The 22,235-nt window shown below is 60.1% G+C and carries 21 protein-coding genes; all 21 read right to left on the bottom strand.

Annotation, left to right across the window (positions count from 1 at the left end):
- Nucleotides 1-3: 3 nt before the first annotated feature.
- Entirely contained in the window at nucleotides 4-564 is a 561-nt protein-coding gene (rfbC, locus tag EP376_RS20050; RefSeq protein ID WP_127657349.1) for a dTDP-4-dehydrorhamnose 3,5-epimerase, read from the bottom strand.
- A 19-nt stretch (nucleotides 565-583) separates the two neighbouring features.
- Entirely contained in the window at nucleotides 584-2,074 is a 1,491-nt protein-coding gene (locus EP376_RS20045; protein ID WP_127657359.1) for a mannose-1-phosphate guanylyltransferase/mannose-6-phosphate isomerase, read from the bottom strand.
- 248 nt (nucleotides 2,075-2,322) lie between these two features.
- Nucleotides 2,323-3,393 carry an EpsG family protein gene (locus EP376_RS20040; protein ID WP_164745010.1) on the bottom strand — a complete coding sequence of 357 codons (1,071 nt, stop codon included), beginning with the start codon at nucleotides 3,391-3,393 and terminating at the stop codon, nucleotides 2,323-2,325.
- A 13-nt stretch (nucleotides 3,394-3,406) separates the two neighbouring features.
- Complete coding sequence (gene asnB / locus EP376_RS20035; RefSeq protein ID WP_127657347.1) at nucleotides 3,407-5,380, bottom strand: asparagine synthase (glutamine-hydrolyzing); 1,974 nt, start codon at nucleotides 5,378-5,380, stop codon at nucleotides 3,407-3,409.
- A gap of 50 nt (nucleotides 5,381-5,430) precedes the next feature.
- Nucleotides 5,431-6,576: a glycosyltransferase family 4 protein gene (locus EP376_RS20030; protein ID WP_127657346.1), complete on the bottom strand. Its 1,146-nt coding sequence runs from the start codon at nucleotides 6,574-6,576 to the stop codon at nucleotides 5,431-5,433.
- The gene (locus EP376_RS20025; protein ID WP_127657345.1) at nucleotides 6,573-7,664 is read right to left on the bottom strand and encodes a glycosyltransferase; all 1,092 of its coding nucleotides are present in this window, start codon (nucleotides 7,662-7,664) and stop codon (nucleotides 6,573-6,575) included. The genes EP376_RS20030 and EP376_RS20025 overlap by 4 nt, the downstream gene beginning before the upstream one ends.
- Nucleotides 7,665-7,678: 14 nt before the next feature.
- Nucleotides 7,679-8,464, bottom strand: coding sequence for an FkbM family methyltransferase (locus tag EP376_RS20020; protein ID WP_164745009.1), 786 nt, complete (start codon nucleotides 8,462-8,464; stop codon nucleotides 7,679-7,681).
- A 103-nt stretch (nucleotides 8,465-8,567) separates the two neighbouring features.
- A complete protein-coding gene (locus EP376_RS20015) occupies nucleotides 8,568-9,641 on the bottom strand; it encodes a glycosyltransferase (protein WP_164745008.1) in 1,074 nt (357 codons plus the stop codon).
- 118 nt (nucleotides 9,642-9,759) lie between these two features.
- Entirely contained in the window at nucleotides 9,760-10,725 is a 966-nt protein-coding gene (locus EP376_RS20010) for a glycosyltransferase (RefSeq protein WP_164745007.1), read from the bottom strand.
- A 224-nt stretch (nucleotides 10,726-10,949) separates the two neighbouring features.
- Nucleotides 10,950-11,942 carry a glycosyltransferase gene (locus EP376_RS20005; RefSeq protein ID WP_127657341.1) on the bottom strand — a complete coding sequence of 331 codons (993 nt, stop codon included), beginning with the start codon at nucleotides 11,940-11,942 and terminating at the stop codon, nucleotides 10,950-10,952.
- Complete coding sequence (locus EP376_RS20000; protein ID WP_127657340.1) at nucleotides 11,924-13,420, bottom strand: O-antigen translocase; 1,497 nt, start codon at nucleotides 13,418-13,420, stop codon at nucleotides 11,924-11,926. Before EP376_RS20000 ends, EP376_RS20005 begins: the two co-directional genes overlap by 19 nt.
- Complete coding sequence (locus EP376_RS19995; RefSeq protein WP_127657339.1) at nucleotides 13,417-14,511, bottom strand: DegT/DnrJ/EryC1/StrS family aminotransferase; 1,095 nt, start codon at nucleotides 14,509-14,511, stop codon at nucleotides 13,417-13,419. Before EP376_RS19995 ends, EP376_RS20000 begins: the two co-directional genes overlap by 4 nt.
- Nucleotides 14,508-14,930, bottom strand: a complete 423-nt coding sequence (locus tag EP376_RS19990; protein WP_127657338.1) for a sugar 3,4-ketoisomerase — start codon at nucleotides 14,928-14,930, stop codon at nucleotides 14,508-14,510. The genes EP376_RS19995 and EP376_RS19990 overlap by 4 nt, the downstream gene beginning before the upstream one ends.
- Entirely contained in the window at nucleotides 14,927-15,481 is a 555-nt protein-coding gene (locus EP376_RS19985; RefSeq protein ID WP_127657337.1) for a GNAT family N-acetyltransferase, read from the bottom strand. The genes EP376_RS19990 and EP376_RS19985 overlap by 4 nt, the downstream gene beginning before the upstream one ends.
- Complete coding sequence (gene tviB, locus EP376_RS19980; RefSeq protein WP_127657336.1) at nucleotides 15,481-16,755, bottom strand: Vi polysaccharide biosynthesis UDP-N-acetylglucosamine C-6 dehydrogenase TviB; 1,275 nt, start codon at nucleotides 16,753-16,755, stop codon at nucleotides 15,481-15,483. The genes EP376_RS19985 and tviB overlap by 1 nt, the downstream gene beginning before the upstream one ends.
- A 4-nt stretch (nucleotides 16,756-16,759) precedes the next feature.
- Nucleotides 16,760-17,776 (bottom strand): NAD-dependent epimerase/dehydratase family protein, encoded by a 1,017-nt coding sequence (locus EP376_RS19975; protein WP_127657335.1) that lies wholly within the window; start codon nucleotides 17,774-17,776, stop codon nucleotides 16,760-16,762.
- A 17-nt stretch (nucleotides 17,777-17,793) separates the two neighbouring features.
- Nucleotides 17,794-18,162: a MarR family EPS-associated transcriptional regulator gene (locus tag EP376_RS19970; RefSeq protein WP_127657334.1), complete on the bottom strand. Its 369-nt coding sequence runs from the start codon at nucleotides 18,160-18,162 to the stop codon at nucleotides 17,794-17,796.
- A gap of 435 nt (nucleotides 18,163-18,597) precedes the next feature.
- Nucleotides 18,598-19,689 carry a plasmid partitioning protein RepB C-terminal domain-containing protein gene (locus EP376_RS19965; protein ID WP_127657333.1) on the bottom strand — a complete coding sequence of 364 codons (1,092 nt, stop codon included), beginning with the start codon at nucleotides 19,687-19,689 and terminating at the stop codon, nucleotides 18,598-18,600.
- Between the two features lie 16 nt (nucleotides 19,690-19,705).
- On the bottom strand, nucleotides 19,706-20,329 hold the full coding sequence (locus tag EP376_RS19960) for a plasmid partitioning protein RepB C-terminal domain-containing protein (protein ID WP_203331086.1): 624 nt from the start codon (nucleotides 20,327-20,329) through the stop codon (nucleotides 19,706-19,708).
- 108 nt (nucleotides 20,330-20,437) lie between these two features.
- Nucleotides 20,438-20,587, bottom strand: coding sequence for a ParB N-terminal domain-containing protein (locus tag EP376_RS23220; protein WP_203331087.1), 150 nt, complete (start codon nucleotides 20,585-20,587; stop codon nucleotides 20,438-20,440).
- Nucleotides 20,588-20,599: 12 nt separating this feature from the next.
- Nucleotides 20,600-22,210 carry a recombinase family protein gene (locus tag EP376_RS19955; RefSeq protein ID WP_255519531.1) on the bottom strand — a complete coding sequence of 537 codons (1,611 nt, stop codon included), beginning with the start codon at nucleotides 22,208-22,210 and terminating at the stop codon, nucleotides 20,600-20,602.
- Between the last annotated feature and the right edge of the window lie 25 nt (nucleotides 22,211-22,235).

Genomic DNA, 22,235 nt, shown 5'->3' with positions numbered 1-22,235 from the left:
CTCTTATCCCTCAAAGGTGAATGGGCTGTTAAAGCCGGCCAGCAGAGGGGCTGCGGCGTCTTTCCCGCTCAACACCGGTGCGCTGGTGAGGGGCCATTTGATGCCAATATCCGGGTCATCCCAGCGCAGCGCACCCTCGGTTTCCGGGGCGTAATAATCGCTGCATTTGTAGATAATCTCGCTGTCCAGCTCGAGCGTGGCAAAGCCATGGGCAAAGCCCACCGGAATATAAAGCTGCGCGCCGCTTTCTGCGCTGAGCGTATAGCCTGCCCAGCGGCCATAGGTGGGGCTGCCGCGCCGAATATCGACCGCCACATCAAAAATGGCACCCCGCCCACAGCGCACCAGCTTAGCCTGCGCAGCGGGCGGCGCCTGGAAGTGCAAGCCCCGCACCGTGCCCACAGCCGCAGAAACCGAGTGGTTGTCTTGGACGAAACTGGCATCAATCCCCCACGCAGCATAGGCCCGCTGGCTATAGGTTTCCGCAAAAAAACCACGGTGATCGCCTTGGCGGCGAGGATTGAACAGCCACACATCCGGAAGCTCTATTTTTGTAATGTTCATTGACTGAAATGTTCCTCTTTCATCCCTTTGCCCCTTGCCCACGCGCATAAACATCTTCGTATCGGATGATGTCGTCCTCGCCGAGGTAGCTGCCGGTCTGCACCTCAATCAGGGTCAGCGGCAACTTACCGGGGTTTTCCATGCGGTGGACGGCGCCGAGGGGGATATAGACGGACTGGTTTTCCGCCAAGAGTTTCACTTCATTATCGACAGTCACCTTTGCTGTACCCTCTACCACGATCCAGTGTTCGGCGCGGTGGTGGTGGCTTTGCAGACTTAGCGCCTCGCCAGGGTGGACAACGATGCGTTTCACCTGAAAGCGTGGGCCTACGACGAGGCTTTCATACCAGCCCCAGGGTCGGTAGTCGCGCGGCAGCTTCTCGGCCTGCGGGACGGATTTGGCCTTGAGAGCGGCTACGGCGTGCTTGACCTCTTGCGCACGGTCCTTGTGGGCAACCAACACGGCGTCTGGCATGGCGACGGCGATGATGTCCGTCAGGCCGATGCCGACAAGCTGCTGCGCCTCATTTGTCGCCTGCAAAAGCGTGTCGTGACAATCAAGCGCACTCGCGGGGCCAGCGGTAACGGTGCCGGTGGCGTCGGCCTCGGCCTCACGCCAGACGGCCTGCCAATCTCCGAGATCGGACCACGCGCCCGCATAAGGGACAACGGTCAGGTTCGTTGCGCGTTCCATCACTGCGTAGTCGATCGAGATATCAGGGAGCTCAGCCCAAGGGGCCCCCGCGAGGCGGGTGAAGGAGAGATCCTTCTCGGCCGCGTCAAAGGCGGCGCGGGTGCCGGCCAGAACCTCCGGCGCGTGGGCGGCAAAGGCGACAAGGATTGCAGTAGTGGAAAACAGAAAAATTCCGGCATTCCACAGGTGCATGCCGCCCGCGAGAAGCGCCTCAGCTGTCGCGAGGTCCGGCTTTTCGACAAAGCTTTGCAAGGGTTGCGGAACGGGAGCGAAGTCTGGCGTTGGGGCCGAGAGCTCGAGCCAGCCATAGCCCGTTTCGGGGTGGCTGGGGCGGATACCAAAGGTGACAAGCTGTCCGTCCAAGGCGGCAGGTGCTGCAGACTGAACGGCATCGCGGAAAAGGGCTGCGTCGGGAATTACGTGATCCGAAGGGGTAACCAGCATAAGCGCGCCGGGCGCGCGGGCCTCAAGTGACAACGCAGCGGCGCAAATGGCGGCGGCGGTGTTCTTGGCACAGGGCTCGATCAGCACATCGGCAGGCGCGATCTCGAGCGCGGCGAGCTGCTCGATCACAATGAACCGGAGATCAGCGGTAGTGACAATCGTCGGAGAAGCAAATCCCTCGACAGACAAGCGACGCGCCGAGGCCTGATAAAGGCTCGCCTCGCCGATCAGCATGACGAACTGCTTAGGATAGGACTTGCGCGACAGTGGCCAAAGCCGCGTTCCAGAGCCGCCACATATGAGAACCGGGTGAATTACAGTAGCCAATGTTGCCTCGTTGAACTTTCTTGGCTGACTGCGCGCGATAGCCATCATAGTCATTCCTTGCAAACTGCATTGCGCGAGCTTGTAGTTGCGCAACCTTTATGGTGCCGAGGGTGAATTATGTTCTCAAACCACTGTCGAGCAGGCACTATTGTGGCGGCCTCCTCTAAAAGGCAGACAGATCTTCCAATGATTCGAGAGGCAGAACAAAATTGCAGGTGCGGGGGAAGCCGCATCCAGAAAACTGCTTGACTGGGACGACCCTGTTGCCACAGTCCTGACTTTACGAGATTCAATTATCCTATCCCCATCTGGTAGGGCACCCAGCGGTGCGAATGATCTGCAAAATTGAGCCAGACGAACAGGATCATAGCGTAGTAGAATAGGATGAGGGCGACGATTGCTTGGTTGCGCCGACCGAAGACGCCGATCGCATCTGGAAGGTGCGCAAAAACCATCAATTGTAAGGGGATTATGTAAAGCGCCATGCGGTCAAGCGCCGTGCTTAGATTTGTTGGGAAAAACGCAAGAAACATGCCAACGGCCATCAGCGATAATATCAGCCAGAGCTTATTCTCGGCCGAAGATAAAGCGAAGCGCTTGCGGTAAAGCAAGAAAATAAAAGCCGGAATAGCGTTCATTGTAAGACGAATTAATGCGCCCGCAGACTCGAAATTTTCATCGACATAGTTATCGATCAAATTTGCGGCGCTGTCGGCCAACAAAGTGACGTAGCCCAAAGCAGTTGCCGCAGCGACAAGCGATACGGTGAAGAACCGGTTCTTTGAAATTGTCAAAGCCGCTATTGGTATGAGCACAACCGCAGATTTGTGAAATAGCGCCCCGGCAAGCACCCAAAGCGTAAAAAACACGAACCGTTGGCGGCCCAGCATGACAAGACCGATCATCAGCAAGCCTAAAGCGATTGCTTGGCGCGTGTAGCCCATGGCAACCACCGTGACGAGGTAGGGCATGGCGCAGGCCAACGCCAGCCACGGACGCGGCAGACTTCTACAGAATACGACAAGGCCAATGGAAAAAATGAAGGCACCGAAGGTGTTGACCCCTGTCATGCCGAAACCGAGTTTCACCGAAAGGATGTTGAGCGCCCAATAGCCCGGATCTTCTAAGCCACCGAGGTCCGAAAAGTTCAGATTTGCGGCACCAAACAGGTATCGAAAATAGTTGCCCCAGTCACCGCCCACTTCGTAGCGAAATCCGATGATTAGGCTGAGTGCCACAATCATCAGCATCCAAGTGGCGTCGATCCGCAGCGGACGCGTCCCATCGGCCCGCACTCTCATGACAGGGCCAGATGCGAGGGCCGCAAGCGCCGGGACGAGGAAGAAAAGCCAGTAGGGCAGCATAAAAATTAGACTTTCATGCAATAACAGGCAGAAGGTCCGGCACACGCACAACGTCATGACGATAGTGCCTTAACCAGTCCAGCAACACCAGAATGGTCCAAAGCTGGGTACCGTTGTTTGCGTTACCCGACTGATGCAGCTTCCACAATTTATGGATTGCGGTGCGTTTCAGGCCGGCTAGATCAACAAGATCGTCATCACACAAAAGGCTCTCGCCCCATTGCCGCAAGGCACCACGCAACCATCGATCCAACGGGATTGAAAAGCCCTGTTTCGGGCGCTCGATGAGATCTCGAGGCACATACCTATCAAGGATTGATCGTAGGGCCTGCTTGCCCTTGCCGTCAGCGATTTTCAGTTCAAGCGGCAGCTTCCAAGCAGCGGTTACCACACGCGCATCCAGAAACGGCGCCCGCGTTTCAAGGGACGCGGCCATCGCAGCACGGTCCACCTTCACCAATATATCGCCCGGCAGGTAGGTCACGCTGTCCATCGCCATCATCCACTCGGACGGGGAGACATTCGAGGAACCATCCAGCGGATCGGCAGGATCGGCGACTTTCGCGGCTTCGCTCAGCAGCCCTGACGGATCGGCGACCGAGCGGGTGAGATGCTGGTAGAGCGCGGGCAGACTGTCGATCAGTGCGGCGTGGGGGGCGAGCTTGGCCACATTGTCCAGCGCCGTGATGGGCAGGCGCATCTTCCTGGCAAGAGTGCGCAGGCCGCCATTCTCGGCCACGATCAGCGGCGCAAGTGCCGCGACCGCTTGCCCGCCCACTTGTCGCACGGCGCACGGCACGCGTTGCAGATTGGCGAGCAGCCGCGGGCCGATGACATGGCGATTATAGCCGCCGAAAATCTCGTCTCCGCCATCTCCGGTGAGGGCTACGGTTACGGATCGGCGCGCTTCACGGCATAGCAGGGTGGTGGGAATCTGCGATGAATCGGCAAATGGCTCGTCGTAGATCGCTGGCATCCGGGGGATCACGTCCAGTGCGTCGCGTTCGGACAGGATGATCTCGGTGTGATCGGTGCCCAGATGCCGCGCCACCGCCGCGGCGTGCGGAGCTTCGTTGAAGCGTTCGTCGTCGAACCCGATCGCGAAGGTGCGCACCTTCCGTGTTGCGCGGCTCTGCATCAGCGATGCGATCAGCGACGAATCCACTCCGCCCGAAAGGAAGCATCCCAGCGGAACGTCGCTGAGCGTCTGCTCTTCGACGACATCGCCGAGAACCGCTTCGAGCGACGCAAGAGGATCGGCGGGCGCGTCCGCGCGATCCGCCTCTGCGAGATCGGCGAAGCTTTCGTACGGTTCGATCGCGATGGATTTGCGATTGAGCGAAAGCGTCGCGATGTGCCCCGGCGCGACCTTGCGCACGTCGCGGAAAATGCACAGCGTTTCGGGCACGTAGCTATATGCGAGGTATGCAGCGATCGCGTCGCGACACAACACGGGCTTGAAGGCCGGCACTTCCAACAGCGCCTTGATCTCAGATGCGAAGGCCCAGCCATCGGGTAGTTCGGCTAGATAGAGCGGCTTCTCCCCCATCCGGTCGCGCGCGAGGCTCAGCGTGCGCTCCTGCCGATCCCACAGCGCGATCGCGAACATGCCGCTGGCGCGCCGCAGAGTGGAGGGCAGGCCCCAGCGCGCGATCGCGACGAGCAGCGTTTCAGTATCCGAATGCCCCCGCCAGAGGGGCGCCGCATCCTCGGCCTCCAGCGCATCGCGCAGCGCAAGGTGATTGTATATCTCGCCGTTGAACGCGACCATGAATCGCCCGCATGGCGAGGCCATCGGCTGTGCCCCCGCCGGGCTGAGATCGAGGATCGAGAGACGGCGATGGCCGAGCACGATGCCGCTGCCGGCGTCCGCCCATACGCCCTCGTCGTCCGGGCCGCGATGGTGCAGGCTGCGGGCCATGGCCTGCACCATCGGCTCCGGCTCGCCGCCCGCTTGATGCGAAAGGATCCCGCAGATTCCGCACATGACGTCTCAACGGCCTCGCTTGTAGCGTGCGAAACGCGGGGATCGGGCGATTAAGGTAAACAAGCGGAAAAAGCCTTTGGCTGGCTGGCGAGAGACTTATGGACCGCGGAGAGTTGCGCTGCCAAGGCGCCGAACGCAAAATCTTGCACCCGGCGCGATCCGTATGCGATCATTTCCTCCCGCCGCTCCTGCGAGGACACGCCCAGTTCCACCGCATCGGCAATGGCCTCGACACTGCGATGGTCGAAATAGATCACCTTGCCTTCGGTGATCTCGCGGAAGATTTCCAGATCGCTCAATGCCATCGGCGTTCCGGCGGCCATCGCCTCCAGAATCGGGATGCCGAAGCCTTCGTAGGCGGAAGGAAATACCAGCAGGCGCGCAGCATGATAGGCGCGGCGCACGTCCGCATCGCTCAGCCCGCTGAGCAGCGTGACCTTTCCTTCCAGCTGCAGTTTCGCGATTTGCTGGCGTAACGCGGCGCCGTGGCCGCTGTCGTTGCCGATGATGACCAGCGGGCAATCGACCCCGCGCGCGGCCAGAACCGCGATGGCCTCGATCAGCCGCGCGTAGTTCTTGCGGTCTTCGAGATGACCCACCGCCAGCACATAGCCTTCCGGCAGGCCATGCCGGCTACGAAACTCCGCCATTTCTGCCTGCGACACCTCGCCCGCGCCGCCCGCGTCGAACCCGTTGTACACCACCGATACGGGCGTGCGATCGTAGAAATCCAAGATCTCGGCGCGCATGGCATGCGACACCGTGACCACGTGGTCCGCACGTTTCAGCGCATCGCGCAACACGCGGACGAAGAGTGTTCGGTTGAGGAGGTTGGCGGTGTCGCGCAGCCCCCTGACGTCGTGGATCGTCAGTAAAGTGGGCGCATCCGCCGGGCGGGTGAGCGGCATGTGCATCGCTTCGAACACATCGAACGAATCGCGCCTGTGCGCCTCGCGCCAGTATCGCGCTCCGGCAAGAAATTTGCCAACCCGCCCCGTGCTCGGGATCGGGGTGGGGCGACACGAGACGTTGTCTTGGCCCGCGAACCATTTGCCCAAGCGGCAGTCGCGCGGCTCGTAGATCACGAATTCGTTCTCAGGCTGCTGCCGGATCAGCGCGCCATAGATGCCGACGAAGCGCTGCCGCGCGCCCGAGGGCCGATCGTTCAGGATCGTGGCGTTGAGGCCGATCTTCACGCCGCCAGCCCCAGCAGTTCGAAATGGCGCGCGATCACGGTCTCCTCGCGGAAAGGGGCCAGCGCCTCTTCCAGCCGGTCGGCCGGGATCGGGTCGTCAAGCGCCTGCTCTATAGCACCGGCCATGGCCGCCGCATCGCCAACCGGAACGAGACGCCCATACCGTCCTTCTCGCAGTAGTTCGCGTGGGCCGGTGGGGCAATCGGTGGATACCAGGCTGCACCCGGCCAACATAGCTTCGACCAGCACATTGGGCATGCCCTCCACCAACGAGGACAGCACGAAGGCCTGCGCTTCGCGAAAATATTTCAGCGGATTGTCGACATAGCCGACCAGATCGACCCGGTCGGACAGGCCCAGCCCGTCGATCTGTTCCTGCAATTCCACACGCAGCGGCCCATCGCCGAGGATCATCAGGCGGACCGTGCGTCGCTCCTTCAGCAAGTCCATTGCCCCGATCAGCGTGTCGAAACCCTTCCACGGGGCGAGCCGACCGGCGGCGACGACCACGGGCACGGACGTGTCGCCCAGCCAGGCATGATCGACCGGTTCGGCCATTTTCGCGCGCGAGGTCGCATCGTCGACGATATTGTAGACGCACACATGGGGCGGCGAGGAAAAGACCTGCCGATATTGCGCCACCATGTCCTGCGACACGCAGGTCAGCGCATCGGCGCGTGGCATGACCAAGCGCGCGAACTGCTTGAGCAGCCAGCGCTTTGTCAGCGGGGTGTTCGAATAGGTGTCGAAGGGGGTGACCCGGCACGATCCGCTGATCTTCGCTCTCGAACCCGTCAGGATCGCTGCCGCCAGCACGAAGGTATTCAGGTGGTCTTCGGCGGAGAAGACGACTTCCGGCTGCTCTTCGCGCAGGTATCGCACGATCGGCCAGAACATGCCGCGCGCATTGGGCGCATCGAGCACGCGCACCGTCAGATCCTCGGGCGGATCGAAGCCGTATTCGCGGTTGATGTGCCCCACCACTAGCACCACCTCGTGGCCGCGCCGCTGCAAGGCGCGCGCGAAGCGGACCTGCGCCAGCGCGACGCCCGAACGGGCGAAAAGCGGTGTGACGACGAGGATTTTCACGCCTGGCCCAGCATTTATGACCGTGCCTTCAGCAGCTTCGCGTAGCGTCCTAGCGCGATCTTCGTTTTGCCGAGGAAGAGAAAATTGTTGATGTAGGCGCTGCTGTCGTCATCGAAATGTTCCATCGCCTGATCGCGTTCGACATCGAACCGGTCGATGGGGACCAGTTTTCCTTCGCGCAGAAAGTAGCCTTCGTAACCCCAACCAAGCACGAGGTCGAAAACCTCGGTGATTGGGCGCGCGTTGTGGCGCTGCTCGATCTCGACCAGGATCGCCGGAAGCTGCGATTGCAGCGTCTGAGCCGCCCCGCGCAGGGCGTTGTATTCGTGGCCTTCGACATCGATCTTCACGAATGCCACGTCCTCGAAGCCGAAGCTGTCGAGCGCTTCGATCGTCACCACTTCTTCGCGCGTCCTGCCGATATGATGATCGCCCAAAGAAGCGGACGCGTCGTGTTCGTGCCCCGCCTCGTCGACCGGGATGTGGAGCGACGCGGTGCCCGCCCGATCGGATAGGCCGACCCGATGTACAGTGACCGCAGGCTTGCCCGCCGCCCAAGCGGACACGACATTCGCGCAGACCGGATTGGGTTCGAACACCTCGACCGTGGCGCCCTCGCGCCACAGGGCCAGCGTATAAATCCCGCGGTTTCCCCCGATGTCGATCGCTCGATCGCCCCGCTGCACGACATATTCGAGGATCTCGAGCTCGGGTTCGAGCTGCCCGCGCCATGCGTTGATCCGGTACTTGACCGGCACCTGCCATGCTTCGGGCACCAGCGATCTCAGAAAAGTTTTCATCATATGCCCCATCCAGAATTGAGCAGTCCAAATCTGCGTCGCTCGCGAAGCAACACCTTTGTTGTGGAGTCAAGACCTAGCGGAGGCCGGGCGTCTTGCAACATCATAATACGCATGCCTGGTCGACAATCCTGCCGAGCCGATCGCGCATCGCGGCCGGCGAATGGAAGCGGTCGTAATGCGCGCGCAGTTCCGGGTCGAACCCTGGTTCGCGCCCGTTGGCGATTCGAAGTGCATCCAGAAAATCGCTGCCAGTTTCGCACTCCACGAGCCGATCCGTCCAGCCGATCTCGTATCCGGTAAAGGCTTCGGGCGTGCCGATGATCGGCTTGCCGTGCATCAGCGCCTCGGCGGTCTTGGTCTTCATTCCCGAACCCGACAGGATCGGTGCGACGACCACATGCGCGTGGGCGTACCATGGCCCCAGATCGTCCGCAGGGCCAACTACCTTGACGCCGCCGTACTGTTCCAGCCGTTCGCGGTGTTCCTCCATGCCACGCCCCACCACCACCGTGGTGAGCGGCGCGTTTGGCGCAATTTCGCGTGCGTACCACGCCATGCCTTCGACATTTGCGTAGAAGCCGCCGCCCACAAACAGGGCATAGGGCTTGTCCCAAGGGCGTGCCGCCTCGGCGGCTGCGGGATCATATTGATCGCGCAGCGCCATCGGCAGCACATCGGTTCCAGTGTGGCGATAGAGGCGGGCATGCAGCCGTGCGTCGCGTTCGTTGAGTAGGATGCGACGCTTGGAATATGTCGCCGCCCAGCGTTCCGCGATGGTATTTGCGATGAGCACGCCCAAGGCATGTACCGAAGGTGCGGCCCGCAGCGCGTCGAAAAAGAAACGAGCCTCAACATTGTGGTAAAAAGTAACGATCGGGAGCGTGACGCCGGCTTTGCGTAGAAATCTTGCAAGGCGCCCCAGATTAGAGCCGTCGATAAAAATGCAATCCGGAGAGATCTGAGACAGGCGCTTGAGCAGCTCTGCTTCGCTCGGCACAGTGATCCCGTCGATTCGACCGGAAAGACGCTCTAGAACACTTGTCTTGAACTGAGGGCGGGGGAGGCGAAAGATCTCGATCCGGTCCCCGGTGACCCCCCGCAAATTCTCCAGCAGCAAGCGCGATAACTGCTCACGTCCACCTCGTTCCTTGACGTCAGGCGTGATCAGCAACACGTGTATGTCTGTCCTCGCTTCAGGCATCACTGCTCACAAGGTCGGTATAGAACTTATACATCTTAGTACGCCTGAAAACAGCTGAAGAGCAAACTATCGTTGCAACCAATAATACACATCAACGGATAATATCCCGAATAAAACTACGAATTCCGTTGAAATGCATGTATTTACCACTTAGGAGCATATAAGTCGAATATAACTTGCGTTTAAATGACGGAAACCTCACCAGAGCTTGGCGCAATTTAATTGCTTTGTGTTCACTTGCCAGCCGAGCTTCAATGTTGCGCGCTGCGTATAGATCAGATGGATCAATCAGTTCGTTGAGCATCTGACCTATAACATCTTTGAGGCCGGTGTTTATTGCAAGACGATCGGTATAGTCGTGTGCAGGCTCCGAGTTGGCGTGAGCGCGAATAACGTCAAAACGATTTATTTTCGTGCCTCTATTGACAACCCAGCTCGAAGTATTTGATTCATGTCGTCTGATGTACTGCAGTGTCTGTTTTAGGACTAATCGTCTGGCTGGAAGTAGTGATGCGACTAGATGGATCCAGGAATCGTGCGCCTTGATACTAGGCGGGATTGGTAGACAATATTTCAAGAGGTCCTTCCGTACTGCGCTCAGGGCGCCAGTCGAAATGTTTACGATGCTGCCATACCCCCTTCGGATTTGCGACATCTTAGTTTGTCCCGAAGGTGAAAGCTTCCCGTCAGTGAGCTCGCCGTCGTGAACGACAATCCATAAATTTGGGTTTTCTTGAAAGGCACTCCGTATTTTTTCGATTTTTCTGGGAAACCACTTATCATCTTGGTCGGATAGAAACACTACATCACCACTACAGAAGGACAATGCTTTTGAGAAATTCTGCACATGCCCAAGATTCTTTTCATTTTCGATCAGAGTTACTTTGAAGGGGGCCGTTGTCGCGAAATGCGAAACTAAATCAATGGTTTTGTCCGTTGAGCAATCGTCGCAGATGACCAACTCATCAGGAAGAACAGTTTGTGCCGAAAAGCTCTCAAGCTGTTCCATTATGTGCTTTTCTCCATTAAAGGTGGCCAATGCGATTGAAATATGCATATGCCATTTCTCCATCTGAGGCGGTAGGCGCTATTTTTCCAGAAGCATCGAGTGCGTGACGGTTGCGGATGAGGATATCGTCGTCGATCCTGCCCCAGACGATAGGCATCGTGTTTTTCATTGTGCTGCAACAGGTGCCCAGTTCCGAATGACCCTACTCCTTCGGAGTGATCAAGAAAGATTCCGATCGCGGAAGGGAAATGTGATTATGCGTGATTGAAGATCTATGAATTGTTTGGGGTCCTACTTAGACGAATTTTCTTGACTATGATCTTTAATGATAAACTTGGTCGTCTGATACACGCAAAAAACAATGCGCTGACGCCGTCGCGGCGAGCAATTCGCAGTTCCGACTCATGTAGTCTTTCAGATAGCAAAGCGCGAACTTTTTCGTAATCTCCGCCAACGGCATCCAAATCTAGGAGTCGTTGACGATACACATCTGCGTGTGCCTTCAGGCCCCTTTTGTCCTTTTCTTTTTTTTCTTTGTTGCTCAAATTTGGTTGGATATGGCTGACTCCAACCCCAATCCGATATCGGACGAGTCTCTGTTCGATGAAGTGACTTCCGCCGCCAATTACAGATCGAAAGCCAAAAACAAGATCTTCATAGGCTTGGGGAAACAATATCTGTCCGAACTTTGCATGCAGGTCACGACTTATTGCTCCGGTTGCGCCGATGTATAGGGAAGTACTCGTGGCGGCAGAACTTGCGTCAATTGGCGCCCAAAGAAGAGGAGCATGAGTTCTTTGATAAGCTGTGTCTTTACTTTTCTCGTCGATATAAGTGACCATTGAGTGAACCAGAGGCATACCTAGATCTTCCATTGCCGCGACGCAGGCGGCTGTCCTCTCCGCCACAGAAATGTCATCGCCGGCGGCCAATATTAGATATCGCCCCGAGAATTCCTTAGTGATAGCATTTAGGTGCCGTGCGATGCCGATATTTTCAGTGTTCTGTCGCAGCCTTATAATGTGAGGTCCCGTATAGGCTGCTGCCATCACCTCCATGATCTCGAAGGTCCGATCGCTTGAACAATCATCCGACAGGATGATCTCGAGCGGGGAGTACGTCTGGCAGAACGCGCCCTCCACCGCCTCGCGGATGTACTTCTCCTGATTGTAGGCGAGCAGCGCAAAGGTCACGAGTGGGCTCTCCGGCGTTTCCTCGGGCAGGTTCGTGTTGCCGTAGGTTCGTATCATCGCTTTATCATCCATCCCTTTACCCTTTCCCCTGCGCGCCCGAGGCGACCACTCGCCCCCGCCATCGACGACAGGCGCAGCAGCGCCCAGACACCCGTTAGCGCGGCCAACCCCAGGCCCAGGATCGCGCCCAGCGGATCGGACCAGCGCGCTGCGATATCCACCACCACCGCCGCCGTCATCACCGCCAGCGCCTGCGCCTTGAGCGCGCGGGTCCAGCGAAAGCCGATGCGGCGCCCGCCGAACCACCAAACGATCGGCAGGTAGGCGACGTAAAGCGCCAGAAACGCGACCCCAGTTGCCGTGACTCCGATCAGCGGAAGGCCGATCAGCACACCAAGGACAAAGACGCCCATCCCCACCGACTCGGTCAGGACGAAGGTCTTGCCCGCCCCCAATGCGAGAAGAACGAAACCCAGCGGCCAACTCATCACCTTCAGGATGTCGCCCAGAAGCTGCCAGCGCAGGATCTCGACCGCCGGGCCAAATTCGGCGGAATAGAGCAGATGGATGACCCAGGGCGCGAGGCCCAGCATCGCCAGCAGCACCGGCGCGCAGAGCAGCAGCGCAACCTCGGTCTGTTCGTTGACAAGGCGGGTTGCGGTGGCGGTGTCATGTATCGCGGCGGTCAGGCGGGGGTAGTAGTCGGTTGCCATCGCACTGAGGACAAAGCCAATATAGGTCATCCCTATCGCCCAGGCAGCCTGGAACTGGCCAAGGGCCTCGGGGCCAAGGTCGCGCTGGACAAGGGTGCGCGCCGTGAGGTGGCCCAGCGTCGTGACAAGCCCGCTGAGCATGAAGGCAAAGCCCAGCGTCACCATCGCCCGCCATTCGCGTGACATCTCGGGCAGGCGGATCGCGGGGCCCGCAGGGGGGCCAAGGCGCGCAACATAGAGGTGCCCGAGCAGGAACGTGACAACCGGCGCGATCAGGACCATCGCGATCAGGCCCTGCGCGCCCCAGAGCCACAGTGCCAGCACGCCGAGTACGGCCCCGATGACCCCGGCACCGACGTTGATCCGGGCCAGATCGCCGATCCGGCGCAGGCCGGTCAGCAGCGCGCCCTGCGAGCCGGCAGCGACAGTGAGAGCGACGCCCAACGACAGCCAAGCAACATCATTGGCGCGGCTCTCATCCACCAGGATCACCCGCGCGATCCAGCCGCTGGCCAGCCAGAACAGCGCCGCTCCGATCAGGGCAAGCGCCATGGTGCCCCAGAGCAGGGCCCGGCGGGTGCGGCCCACCGCCTCGTCGCCGCCCTCGGCATGGGCGGCGACGATCTGGCGGGTGCCGACGTTTCCGATGCCAAGCGCCGCGATCGAGGACGCGGTCTGGATCAGGCTCAGATACAACCCAATCAACCCAACCCCCGCCGGCCCCAGCAGCACCGCCACTACCTTCATCTTTACAAAGCTCACGGCTATGTTGATGAATTGCGCCCCCCCGATGATCGAGGAGGACCGCAGGATCGTGCGATAGGAGGGTTCGCTCAAGTAGCAGCCCTGACCGCTTCGATCACTCGCGCGGCATCTGCCAGCGGTAACTGCGGCCCCATCGGCAGGCTCAGCACCTCGCCCGCCAGATCGCGCGCCAGCGGTAGGGCATCGGGGGCAAGGTCCAGATCAGCATAGGCCGCCTGCATGTGCGGCGGGATCGGGTAGTGGATCAGGGTGCCGACCCCGGCCTCTGCCAGACGCTTTTGCAGCCCGTCGCGGTCCGGCGAACGGACGACGAAGAGGTGCCAGACCGGATCGGCCCAGTCTGGCACATGTGGGAGGATCAGCCCGCTGTCCCGCAGTCCTTCGGCGTAGTCGGCGGCAATCGCGCGGCGACGGTCGGTCCAGGCATCGAGATGCGGCAACTTGGCCCGCAGGACGGCGGCCTGGATCGGGTCGAGGCGCGAATTCACGCCCTGCACCTCGTTCACGTATTTCACCCGGCTGCCATAGTTGCGCAGCACCCGGATGCGGTCGGCCAGATCGGCGCGGTTCGTGGTGACTGCCCCGCCATCGCCCAGGGCGCCCAGGTTCTTGCCGGGATAAAAGCTCCAGCACACCACATCGCCATGCGCGCCGATGCGCCGCCCCTTGTAGCGCGCGCCATGGGCCTGGGCGGCATCCTCGATCACCGCAAGGCCGTGTTGGCGGGCCAGCGCAAGGATCGGGTCAAGGTCGGCCGGCTGGCCATAAAGGTGAACGGGCAACAGCGCCCGTGTCGCCGGGGTGATCGCGGCGGCGATGCGAGCGGGGTCGATGTTGTGGGTGGCGGCGTCGGGTTCCACCGGCACGGGCCGCGCGCCGACGGCCGTCACCGCCAGCCAGGTGGCGATATACGTATTCGACTGAACGATCACCTCATCCCCCGACCCGATATCCAACGCGCGCAGTGCGAGGATCAGCGCATCAAGGCCGTTGGCGACCCCCACCGCGTGATCGGCCTCGCACCAGGCCGCCCAGCCGGCCTCGAAGGCGTCCACCTCGGGCCCGAGGATGTACCAGCCCGAGTCGAGGACACGGTGGATGGCCGCATCGATCTCGGTCCTGAGTTCGCGATAGGCGGCGCCGAGGTCGAGGAACGGGATCATTTCGTTTCGTTCCCTAACGCCGAGAGGAAATCGTCATAATTCCGAAAATAGTCCGCCTCGTTATAGCGGTGCGAGGCGAGGACCATGCAGACGGTGCCCTGGCTGAAGGCGTCCATCTCGCGCCAGACCAGCTTGCTGATGTAAAGTCCCTTGCGGGGGTCGCGCAGCCAGTATTCGGATTTCGTGGTTCCGTCGTCGATCTTCATGCGGAAACTGCCGGACAAGGCAAAGACGATCTGCTCCAGTTCCCGATGCGCATGCCCGCCGCGTTCGGAGTCTACTGGAACGTTGTAGAGGTAATAGACGCGGGCAATCTGGAACGGTATTTGAATACCACCCTCGACGAAGGTCAGATCGCCCCGCGGATCGTGGATCTGGGGAAGCTGGATTTCCCTGACAAAGCCATTGCTCTGCGTCATCCCGCACGCTCCTCTTCAAGGACCGCCAGATATCCGACGCGGTCAGCCTCGAAGCGGCTTCGCGGATAGGTGAAATAGATGTCCTGACCCGTCTCGTGCGTCTCGGTAGCGCCGAAGCGCCGATGAAAGGCCAAGGTGTTTGCGTTGTCACGGCGGACATCGAATTGCGCTTTAGGTACTCCCAGGCCATCGAACGCAACCATGTAGACGAGCACCGCACTTTCCAGCGCCGCTTTCCGCGTCTTGTTGTGGTCGAGAATCCAGCTACCCCAAGTGAAACTGTCGGCACCGATGTCATAAAGCCGGACTAGCCCACATCGGGTGCCGTCCTTGCGTTCGATCACATAGTAAAGCTCGCGCAAGTCTGCCTCACGCGCCTTGTAGCCTTCGATCCAGCGGCGCTGGTCCTCGGCCGTGCCGCGTACTTCGGAGAGGTGCCGGTTGTAGGCGGGAGCGGTGCGGAGGACGTGGACATAGTCCGCATCCTCGGGATTTATGAGACGCAGCGTCAGGTTGGGCCCCTCGACCAGAGCGATATTTTCAGGAACCATCACAGCCTCAGATCGCTGTCGTCGCGCGCGAACACGCTTTTCAGGTCGCAGAACACGGCGCCGTCGCTGCCATGGCGGCGCAATGCCTCGAGACCAGCTGCGCGGAAAGCATCATGCGCCACCGCGAGCACCATACCGTCGTAAGCACCGACCTCGGGCGTGCCAATCAGGTCGAGCCCATATTCGTGCTTCGCCTCGGCTGCGTCCGCCCAGGGGTCATGGATGTCGACCTGCACACCGTAATCTCGCAGTTCCTCCACCACATCGACCACACGGGTGTTGCGCAGGTCGGGGCAGTTTTCCTTGAAGGTCAGGCCCAGCACCAGCACCCGCGCACCGTCCACGTGGATGCGGCGTTTCAGCATGGCCTTGACCATCTGGCCCGCTACATAGGCGCCCATCCCGTCGTTGATCCGCCGCCCCGCCAGGATCACCTGCGAATGATACCCCAGAGCCTCGGCCTTGTGGGTCAGGTAATAGGGATCAACACCGATGCAGTGGCCGCCCACCAGACCGGGGCGGAAGGGCAGAAAGTTCCACTTGGTTCCTGCGGCCTTGAGCACCGCCTCGGTGTCGATCCCCATGCGGTTGAAGATGATGGCGAGTTCGTTGATCAGCGCGATGTTGAGGTCGCGCTGGGTGTTTTCAATCACCTTCGCGGCCTCAGCCACTCGGATGCTCTCGGCCTTGTAGGTGCCCGCCTCGATGATGCCGGCGTAGAGCGCGTCGACCGTATCCGCGATCTCGGGGGTGGAACCAGAGGTGACTTTGCGGATCGTCGTCAGGCGGTGTGCCTTGTCGCCGGGGTTGATGCGTTCTGGGCTGTAGCCGCAGAAGAAATCGACATTATAGGTCAGGCCAGAGACGCGCTCGAGAACTGGCACGCAGTCCTCCTCCGTCGCACCGGGATAGACGGTCGATTCATAGATGACGATGTCGCCGTTCTTCAGCGCCCGGCCGACGGTTTCCGACGCCTTGATGAGCGGCGTTAGATCGGGGCGCTTGTGCGCGTCGATGGGCGTAGGAACAGTTACGATAAAGATCGTGGCGGCGGTAAGGTCGGCCGGGTCCGAGGTGAGAGTCAGATGCCGCGCCTCGGCCAGTTCCTCTGACGGAACCTCGCGCGTGTGATCGAGTCCTGCGCGCAGTTCAGCGATACGGTCGGAGTCGATGTCGAAGCCGATCACCGGGCGGTGCTTACCGAATTCCACCGCCAGGGGGAGGCCAACATAGCCAAGGCCGATGACGGCAAGGGGTCCATCTGAGAATGTCATTGTGTCACTTTCCGAAGTAGTCGCGGAACCACTCGACGAACCGCGCGATGCCATCGCGGAAATCCGTCTGTGGACGATAGCCGGTCAGCTGCTGCAGGAGACTGGCGTCCGCCCAAGTGGCGGGGACGTCGCCCATCTGCATTGGCATGTAGTTGCGGATCGCCTTCTTGCCGAGGCAATCCTCGATCGCATCGATGAAATCGAGCAGCCGCACTTTGTCTGAATTGCCGATATTGACGATCCGGAAGGGAGCGACGGGCGACAGGCTGTCGCCTTCGGGCACGATCCCATCTGCGGGGCGTTCCGGCACGGCATCGATCAGCAGCCGAATGCCGCGCACCAGATCATCTACGTAGGTGAAGTCACGATACATATCGCCGTGATTGTAGATATCGATCGGGCGATCATCGAGAACTGCATCGACGAACCTATACAGCGCGAGGTCGGGCCGTCCCCATGTGCCGTAGACCGTGAAGAAGCGGAACATTGTGGTGGGCAGATTCCAAAGATGCGCATAGGCGTGCGCCATGCTTTCATTGGCCTTCTTGGTCGCCGCATAGATTGTCAGCGGCGTGTCGGCCTTCTCCGTCTCGGTAAACGGCATTTCGGTATTGGCGCCGTAGACCGATGAGGTCGATGCCATCAGCAGGTGCTTGACCTCGAGGCGCCGCGCGGCCTCCATCACGTTGAAGGTGCCGATAACGTTTGCATCGAGGTAGGCGCGAGGGTTTTCAAGGCTGTAACGAACGCCGGCCTGACCTGCGAGATGGACGATCACATCTGGCCGGAATTCATCGGCGATAGCATCGAAACGCGCCTGATCCTCCAGCATTCCCTCCATGGCCGAGAAATTCGGGTTCTGCAGGAGCATGGCATGACGACGCTGCTTGAGCGTGACGTCATAGTAGTCCGTCATCCCATCGTAGCCCTGCACCCGAAAGCCCTCGGCCAACAGCAGCTTGGCAAGATGAAACCCGATGAACCCTGCGGTTCCGGTAACCAGTACTTTGCTTTGTGACATTTTAGCTTTCAGAAGGATCAGGAGCCTGGGGAGTTTTCCGGCGCGAAAGCGTCACCCAGTTCGTCCTTGAGCGTTTCAATCTCCGCTTTCAGGGAGTCGTATTCCTGGATTTTCCGCTCTAGAAAACGCTTGGTGATGGCGGCCTTCTCGGCGATGCCTTTTGGAGTCAGAATGTAGGCATAGCGCCGCTTGTCTTGGGCGGCTGTGAAATTCCCGAGCTTGATCAGGCCTTTGTCCAGAAGCGCGCTCAACAGGTAGTGGGCGCTGCCATTGCTGATACCAACGGCTTCGGCTAGCTCGCGCTGAGACAGCTCGGGATTGTCATGCAGAAGCCGCAGAACGCGGAAACGCGCATCTTCTTGAACCTTGCTGCGCTGGCCTGCCATGATAATTACTCAGGCTGCCGCACGAGGACTGCCTGCAGGGCGCCTCGGGATTCTCGCTGAATGAACTGATGCTGAATATTCACCATCGCTCTGTTTTGAGCGTTATCAGATTGCTGCGGCCGCGAAAAGCCCCTTTCTGATAGTCTTTCGGTCATGTCCGCTGCGCTGAAAGCGCCGAATGCCATGCGCATTTTCAATGGCGGTGATGACGCGTGTCACAAACCGTGCCAATGCCGCGGCCCAGACGCGCCTTCGGATCTGCGCAACAGCAAGAAGGCTGCGCCAACCGGAAAAGTGCTGGTCGATCGTGAAACCGCGTCCGCCTCCCCTGCAAGGGCCTGAGGTCAAAGCATCGTCATCGTGTGCCCGTGCCGTCCTTCGAGCCTGCAGGCGCATCCGCGCCGGGCCTGGGAAGGCTGGCCTGTGCTGCCGGCGTCACAAATCTTCAGCGCTTTCGTTTGCCCCCGCGTCCGCGGATGTCCCCTCGGCATCCGCCGGGTCTGTGGCTTGCTCGCGAACGGCGCCGTCGCCGCGCGCTGCCTGCTCGACCGCCTCTTCCATGCTGATCGTGTTCAGAACGAGTTCGAACTGCTCAAGGATTTCAGGCGCGTTTCGGCTGACATAGGCGCGGACGGCGTCATTCTCGAGAACTTTCTTCAGGTAGCCCTTGGCCACCACGAGGTTCAGTAGTTCCGAGCCATAGCTTTCCTCTGCGCGTTTGTATTTCTCCTGAACCTGGCTCATCTCGCGCTCTAGCTTGACGATCTGCTGGAGGGGATCGCCCTTGGGCTCATCAGGCTTCGGCGGATCATAATCGGTGCGCTGCTCCGGCGGCGTCGCCTTCAGAAGCGCGTCGGCATGGGCGGCTGTGATCGTGTTCGCTGCGATCATCAGTTCCACCGCCTCGACCTGCCGCGCAGCCTTCATTTTGCGCAGTTGCCGCGTTACATCGGGCGTGAACTGGTGATCCTGCAACAGCTCCACCTCCTTCGGGCAGATCCCGTGGAGGAGATTGATCCGGCTGTTGATGGTCGAGAGATTGACGCTGAAGGCGCGGGCCAGCCGTTCCTTGCTGACGCCTTTGTCGATGGCACGGCGCAGCATGTAATGCTCCTGCACCGTCGAAAGCCGGTTGATCCGGTGGTTGTAGGTGTAGGTCTCAAAATCCTTGGCGATCAGGCAGGGAACGGTGTCCTGTCCGGGTTCCTTCAGCGCCAGAACGCGCAGGTTGCCATCGAGCAGCAAGAAGCCCGAGGAGTTCTCATCAGGCTTGATCACCGACAATGGCTCGATCAGGCCGATCTCGCGGATGGATGACACGATCTGGCTGAACTTCCGCGTCGTCATCACGCCGTCAGGCACCTTTTTGGAGGGCATCAGCTCTTCAAGCGGGATCTGCCAGGTCTCAAGGTCAAAGCCGAGTGTCAGGCTAAGCGGCGCCTTGGGATAAGGCGCATCGCCCTCTTCGGGCGCAGGTGGCGGGAACGCTCCGGGGTAGAGCGGCTTGACGGTGCCGTATTGGTTCATGGTGGCCTCCTATGGCTCAGGCGGTTTCGATGCGGCCGGCAAGATATTTGGGCAGCGTGTCGAGCCCTTCGGCGCGCAGGAGCGTCACGAAGTTCTCATCGGCGAAGAGGCGTTTCAGACCCTGGACCACCAGCAGGAGCTGCTGATGCGCATGATCGGCCTTCAGCATCAGCTTGTGCTGACAGGCGACCTCGCGCTGAAAGATCTTCACCAGCGAATGCGCGGAATTCGGAAGCTTCGGGCGCTCGCCACCGGTGCGTGGACCCTTTTCGCGGCGCTTTTCGATGAGGCGCTTCGCTTCGGTGATCTGATGACCCTTTAGTTGGCCGGTCTTGTAGGCCTCTTCCAGCATGTCACCGAGGTTTTCATCGTCGTGCTTGGCGCGGGCGATCTCGAGTGCCGTGGTCAGCGGGATGGTGCCGTTCTGCACCGCCTCGATCAGGCGCTCTTCGCCCTTTTCCAGCAGAAAGACGATGTCGCGGACATATTTCTCTGACAAACCCGTGCGCTGGATGATGTCGTCGATGCTGTAATCGCGGGCCAGCAGCAGTTCGATGTCGGCGAGGATCTCCAGCGGGCGGTGGCCGCGCCGGGCAATGTTTTCAGCCAGTGACATGATGAATGCGTCTTCGTCGGTCACATTGACCACCAGCGCCGGAATGTGCGTCGCGCCCAAGAGGCGGAAGGCATTGAGCCGTCCTTCCCCGTAGTCCAGGAGGTAGGCGGGCGCCCCATCGGCCCCCTCGCGCTAGGTCACGGTGATCGGCTTTTTCAGGCCGATGGCGCGGATGTTTTCCACGATTTCCTCGAAGACCTTCATGTTGCGGTCCCGTGAGTTCAGCACCTCGATCTGGTCTATGGGGACGAGCGTTACGCTCTCCGGTGTGTCGGTCACCATCTGGTTTCTCCTTCATAGTATGACGATGTTTATGATTCGTTCTTTTCGGTTGTTCCGACGATCTGGCCTGCTCACCCCCATTTCCGACGAATGCCCGACCCGCGCGGCCATGCCGTAGAAAAAGCCGAGGTCCTCAAACCGGAAGGCCTCAAAGGCGATGCTGGTGTGGTTGCAGAGCCGGATTTCCTGCCGGGGCAGATCGAGCCGAGGAAGCAGGTAGTAGTCGAGCTCTCCCCGGTTTTGCGGATCAAGGCGCACCGCCAGCGTGACATCGGCCTGATACCGCATCGGATCAAAGCGGATGCGCCAGCGCAGCCGCCCGTTGCCCATGGGCTGGCAACGCGACAGCACAAGGCTGATGACCATCTCGTTGTTGATGGTCAGCAGGTCGGTCTTTGGGTCTCGCACCACCGTGCCGCCGACTTCGGCAATGGCCGCCTCGGTCCGGGCGATGATCTCTGGATGCAAGGCGCGCAGGCGATTGTTCAGCGCGATGCGTTCCTGATCGCGGTCCGTGCAATAGCCGATCATCTCATAGGCGCGGGCCAGCGAGCCGAAACGATTTCTGTAGGTGGCCGAGGATGGCATGTCGGGCGCCTGATCGATCAGCACCCCGGACATTTGGCCTGCCTCGGCATAGAGTCGTTTCAGATGCTCGAGCAGCTCTTCGTCCGACACCCGGGCGGAGCGCGCCGTGATGATCTCCTGCGCGGTCAGGAAAAACTCGAGCGGCACGATCCCCTCGAAGGCGCCTTCCTTGCGCACCCACATCTCGGGAGGGTTGTCCACATGCATCTTCTTCAGCTTGAAGGAGGAGCGGTTGTAGACGTTGTTCCCGATGTATTTTTCGTTGGTCAGGATTGTGCGCACGGTGGAGGGCGTCCAGGGCTTGTTGAGGTCGGTGGTGACACCCGCATCATTCAACCTGGCAGCGATCTCGCGTAAGGACAGATCCTCCTCGATCAGCCAGCGATACATCTTGTTAACCCAGGCCACCTCTTCCTCGGGTCCGGGCATCAGGATGACGCGGTCGGTCTGCAGCGACTTGTGCTCGCCGCGCTTCAGCTCGGCTTTGATGTTGCCGCGCTCGTCAATCAGCACCCGGCGCAGACCAAAGCCCGCGGGCCCGCCCTGGCGGTAGCCCAGTTCGATCAGGCGGCACTGGCCCGTGAAGACCTTGACCGACAGCTCCCGGCTGTATTCTCCGGCCATGGCGCGCTTGACACCTTTGACGATGGTTGAGACAGTGGAGCCATCGTTTTCAAACTGCTCGGCGCAATAGGCAACCTGGATCCCTGCGCGCTTGCAGATGTATTCGTAATAAGCGCTCTCGTCCGCATCCTGAAAACGCCACCAGCGGATGACATCGTAGACCAGGATCACGTTGAAATCTGCCGCCCCGGATTCCACATCCGCGATCAGCCGCTGAAGGGAGGCTCGGCCGCCAATGGACAGCCCGCTCTTGCCGTCGTCTGCATAGGTTCGGACGATCTCAATGCCCCGCTTTTCGGCATACTCGCGGATCTTGTTGGACTGGTTGTGGGTCGAATACTGCTGATGCTCGGTCAACATGCGCACATATTGCGCCGCGCGGAACTCGGTTACTGCGCCACTTCCGTCCAACTCACCCTCCGTCGTTACCCGTTTC

Source organism: Alexandriicola marinus (assembly GCF_004000435.1).
In the GTDB taxonomy this organism is placed as follows: Bacteria; Pseudomonadota; Alphaproteobacteria; order Rhodobacterales; family Rhodobacteraceae; genus Alexandriicola; species Alexandriicola marinus.
Note: the sequence above shows the minus strand (reverse complement) of the source record. Positions and strands in the feature narration are given on the sequence as shown.

What these genes read in the sequence shown, in the direction of transcription:
- EP376_RS19985 (WP_127657337.1), bottom strand. Translation starts at nt 15,481, where the DNA reads ATGGTTCCTGAAAATATCGCTCTGGTCGAGGGGCCCAACCTGACGCTG.
- EP376_RS20040 (WP_164745010.1), bottom strand. Translation starts at nt 3,393, where the DNA reads ATGCTGCCCTACTGGCTTTTCTTCCTCGTCCCGGCGCTTGCGGCCCTC.
- EP376_RS19965 (WP_127657333.1), bottom strand. Translation starts at nt 19,689, where the DNA reads ATGAACCAATACGGCACCGTCAAGCCGCTCTACCCCGGAGCGTTCCCG.
- EP376_RS20005 (WP_127657341.1), bottom strand. Translation starts at nt 11,942, where the DNA reads ATGGATGATAAAGCGATGATACGAACCTACGGCAACACGAACCTGCCC.
- EP376_RS19975 (WP_127657335.1), bottom strand. Translation starts at nt 17,776, where the DNA reads ATGTCACAAAGCAAAGTACTGGTTACCGGAACCGCAGGGTTCATCGGG.
- asnB (WP_127657347.1), bottom strand. Translation starts at nt 5,380, where the DNA reads ATGTGCGGAATCTGCGGGATCCTTTCGCATCAAGCGGGCGGCGAGCCG.
- rfbC (WP_127657349.1), bottom strand. Translation starts at nt 564, where the DNA reads ATGAACATTACAAAAATAGAGCTTCCGGATGTGTGGCTGTTCAATCCT.
- EP376_RS19990 (WP_127657338.1), bottom strand. Translation starts at nt 14,930, where the DNA reads ATGACGCAGAGCAATGGCTTTGTCAGGGAAATCCAGCTTCCCCAGATC.
- tviB (WP_127657336.1), bottom strand. Translation starts at nt 16,755, where the DNA reads ATGACATTCTCAGATGGACCCCTTGCCGTCATCGGCCTTGGCTATGTT.
- EP376_RS20020 (WP_164745009.1), bottom strand. Translation starts at nt 8,464, where the DNA reads ATGAAAACTTTTCTGAGATCGCTGGTGCCCGAAGCATGGCAGGTGCCG.
- EP376_RS20010 (WP_164745007.1), bottom strand. Translation starts at nt 10,725, where the DNA reads ATGCATATTTCAATCGCATTGGCCACCTTTAATGGAGAAAAGCACATA.
- EP376_RS20045 (WP_127657359.1), bottom strand. Translation starts at nt 2,074, where the DNA reads ATGGCTATCGCGCGCAGTCAGCCAAGAAAGTTCAACGAGGCAACATTG.
- EP376_RS23220 (WP_203331087.1), bottom strand. Translation starts at nt 20,587, where the DNA reads ATGGTGACCGACACACCGGAGAGCGTAACGCTCGTCCCCATAGACCAG.
- EP376_RS19995 (WP_127657339.1), bottom strand. Translation starts at nt 14,511, where the DNA reads ATGATCCCGTTCCTCGACCTCGGCGCCGCCTATCGCGAACTCAGGACC.
- EP376_RS19970 (WP_127657334.1), bottom strand. Translation starts at nt 18,162, where the DNA reads ATGGCAGGCCAGCGCAGCAAGGTTCAAGAAGATGCGCGTTTCCGCGTT.